This window comes from Planctomycetia bacterium (genome assembly GCA_034440135.1).
Lineage (GTDB): Bacteria > Planctomycetota > Planctomycetia > Pirellulales > JALHLM01 > JALHLM01.
The window spans coordinates 1-3,575 of sequence record JAWXBP010000311.1; the positions used below are offsets into that span (position 1 = coordinate 1).

Sequence of the window (3,575 nt, forward strand, 5' to 3'; positions counted from 1 at the left end):
CTGGCGGATGGAGAGGGCGAGCATATAATGCCAACCGACCGAACCGACAGGCGGAATGATTCCGCCGGGCGGATGAAGGCGGACAGAAAATCAGTAGTGACCCTTTTTCTGTTTCGACCCGCATCGCACCAAAACATTATCCTAACTAATTCCGAAAAGTCAAGGCGATTCCGCGGCATTTCTCGCTAAGCGCGTCTTCGGCTTTGCGAGCGGGAACCACCAGGGCATAAAGGGTTCCACGCAGACCCGGCTGACCGAGCAGCAGTCCTACGACCGCCGTGCGTACAAGCTCGAAGTGTGTTTACATTAGTAGACGTTTGATGTTAATTGGACCTGTCCCGTTTTCTGCTTCCAGCACGTAACTCTTCGTCGGTGCTCCGGCGGCGTTGCGCTCCTCGATCGCCTTCGCGTAACCCGTTGGGTTCTGCGGGTCGATGGTGTAACGCGTCGTCACGCTGCCCGTCTGCTTCTGCGTGCGATTGTTGTCGGCATCGTACCGATAGTTTGTGGCGACCCCGTTCACCGTCACGCTGGTCATGCGCTCGCGCTGGTCCAGCACGCGCGAACGCCGAAAGTCCGCTTCTGCTAGGGACGCGGTTTGGCAGTGTCTCGCTGTTGCTCACGTTGTGCTCCGATCAAGAACGGCGCTCGTGGGTGGACAAACAATGGAGTATAGACATATCGTGGAATCGGAATTATAAACACAAACGCCCATCTGACGCGTACGAACTCGGTTCGATACCGAAGAACCTCAAAACTCTGTTCACATTCTGGCGTGGAAGAATTTTCGACCTTTACCACTTTGGCACTCCAATGCGCTCCATCCCGCAAGGCAATGTCAGCCGGAAGTAACACAGAAATTACAACTCCTGCAGAGAGCAAAGTTGGAACCCATCCCGAATACTGATTGCGCGGGCGCAGGACACATGACGCCACATAGATCACGAATGCAAAGAGTGCCAGCACTTCCGCGAGGAAATGCCCAGAAATTGCCGACATCACAGCGACGAGTCCGAGCATCGCGAGATCAATTCCGATGCGTAGCAGTTTCATGCCCACGCGCGATTGTGTTCCGTTGGCGCCACTGAACATTTTGACATTCTGTGTCTTCATCGTCGAACCGCTGCATTCGGGGTTGCGAACTCCAGAAAGTGATCGGCTTGGTCACGAAGCCACGCGCGATCGGTAAAGGATGTCGCCCCGATGCGGGCTAGTACTTCGCCGAGCCTTCCATCGAGATGAGCCGAACGCATATAGTCGGATTGGACTTGATACGCTGGTGCTTCTGTGCCAATCACCCATTGGCTAACATGAACAGTTTCGTGGAGGATTAGAGCCGCCAGTAGCCGATCGTCAAGCTGAAGGGAGTCGGGCCGCAAGAGTACAGTTCTGTAGGCGAAGCGGGTCTGACCCCAATCGCCTAGTTCGGGATCGATTTTGTAGGTGACCCCGGCCGCCAAATCCGCCCATGAGTTGTATCCTTCAACCCTGAGTAGGTGGATGGCTCGGTTTAGCTTTTGGCCTTGAACCGTAGTAAGAGAATTGCCCACTGCAAGCGTGTTGTAAGCGTAGGAGCCCCCAAGGATCGCGGCGCTTATCGAAATCACGGCCAATGCAAACTTCGGCCGAATGCCGAGCGTGCCTAACGTTTCCGTTAGCGAAACGTTACCACTCGCGTCCAGATAGTACACCGGGTTCGCATTCCCGAGCACAAATTTGTGGAAAGTCGCCGGGTTGCTTGGATCGCCATCGTTGTTGAAATCAAAACTGTTGAATTTCCCCGTCAGTCGATTGCTATACCGGTTGATTTGATACGTCAACCCCGTCTCGACATCCGTCCGTCCGTCCGGCGCGATCCATTCTGTGCCGGCGGTGGCATTCGTGTAGTTCAGCGCGTTGCCGAACGCGTCCATGTCCAGCAGTTGATTGGCGTTCGCCAGGCCGGTCGGGGCCGCGAGGATACGCGTGAAGCCGCGTGCATCCTGCACCAGATACTCGACCGCCGCCGACGCGCCGTCCTGTTCGGCGATGATGTCGCGGCCCAGCACATAACTCTTCGTCGGCACGCTGGCGGCGTTGCGCTCTTCGATCGCCTTCGCGTAGCCGGTGGGGTTCTGCGCATCGATGATGTACCGCGTCGTCGTTGCGCCTGTCTGCTTCTGTGTGCGATTGTTGTCGGCGTCGTACTTGTAGTTCGTGACGACCCCGTTCACCGCCGCACTCGCCATGCGGCCGCGCAGGTCCCAAGTGTAGGTTTCGGATGTTACGCCGTTGATTGATTTGCTGGTCGTCGAGCCGTTGGCGTTGTACGCATACGCCGTTGTTGTCGTGCTCGCCGGCGTGGTTTTCACCGACGTTTCGCTCAGCAGCCAGTCGTTGCGGTTGAGCGAACCGTTGGCGTTGAGATAGCTCGACGCGATCGTCTCGTCCTTGGCGCTGTCGAAGTCATCGACGATCTTTCGCATGAGAAAGGAAAAGGGGTCACTACTGATTTACGATGCGCCCTTATTCGAGTGCCCGAAAGATACCCGAACGCGAGATCGCTCAAGCCCCCGTCGCAAGACACGAGTAAGCGCGTCACAATCCCCCACTTATGAAACAGCGTTATCCGCGCGTTGCCACGGTTGAGAACGTGGTATACCTCCCCAGCAATAACGCGGCGGTTGCACCGGACGGAAAAATCCCGCGGAATTCTCTTGACTTTTTGGACATTAGTTAGGATTATGTTCTGGTGCGATGGTCTCTTAGAAAATGGCCGATCGGCGGTCTTTGGCAACTGAAGGTAAGACCCCCGATAGTTAGGCAATTGGCTAATTCCAGGCGGATGAAGGAGGACATCGCATGCACGAAAATGCACGAAAATGCACGGTTTTGAATAGGTCGGTGGCCTGCAGGATGGCAGGGGTCGGGTCAGGCGCAGCGGTAACCGCTTTTAACCCGAATAATGCGCCGCAAGCATCAGCGACCGATGATGTAGTTGCAGGAATCGGGTCGCTCACGCTCGCCGCTCGTTCCGGGCGGTGGCATTGGAATCAGGTGTTAGAAGTTAGTGATGCCAAACTTAGTTCGTCGATGATCCTCGTCCCGGAAAATTGGTTGTCGTAAGTCGCCGGCTTGGCCGCGGGATTGGGCAATGTGGAAATGGCGGTGGAAATGGCACGCGGAACGTTGGCGGGCAGCGGTCCGGGGGCGGGAAGCGTCTTGCCGAAGTTGGCGGCCAAAATTGTGAAGTCGTCGAGGTTCACCGCGTCGTCGTAGTTGAAGTCGCCTTGGCTGAACACGCGCGGAGTTGCGCCAAAATTGGCGGCGAGCACGGTGAAATCGTCGAGGGTCACCGATCGATCGCGATTGGCGTCGGCGGCGAGGGTGTAGAAACTGATGACCGTGCCGAGCGCCAGTGGGTTACCGCTCAGGTCGGTCACGCCGCCGGGGGTGAAACTCAGTTGATAGTTTCCGTCGGGAAGAAACCCGCCGGAGACGGCATTAAAATCGATCGTGGCAACACGGGCTGCCGGGTCGTAGGTGAAGCTGTATTGGTCGCCGGGCAGAACCTGGCCGGTGGTGAAGTTGGTGAA

At 56.7% G+C, this 3,575-nt stretch carries 4 protein-coding genes; all 4 read right to left on the reverse strand.

Annotated features, from left to right (window positions below; genetic code table 11):
• Positions 1-301 precede the first annotated feature (301 nt).
• Positions 302-559 (reverse strand): hypothetical protein, encoded by a 258-nt coding sequence (locus SGJ19_18720; protein MDZ4782284.1) that lies wholly within the window; start codon positions 557-559, stop codon positions 302-304.
• 26 nt (positions 560-585) lie between these two features.
• Positions 586-1,113 (reverse strand): hypothetical protein, encoded by a 528-nt coding sequence (locus SGJ19_18725; protein ID MDZ4782285.1) that lies wholly within the window; start codon positions 1,111-1,113, stop codon positions 586-588.
• Entirely contained in the window at positions 1,110-2,465 is a 1,356-nt protein-coding gene (locus SGJ19_18730; protein MDZ4782286.1) for a hypothetical protein, read from the reverse strand. The genes SGJ19_18725 and SGJ19_18730 overlap by 4 nt, the downstream gene beginning before the upstream one ends.
• Before the next feature lie 567 nt (positions 2,466-3,032).
• A partial coding sequence (locus tag SGJ19_18735; protein ID MDZ4782287.1) for a hypothetical protein occupies positions 3,033-3,575 on the reverse strand: 543 nt, incomplete at its 5' end.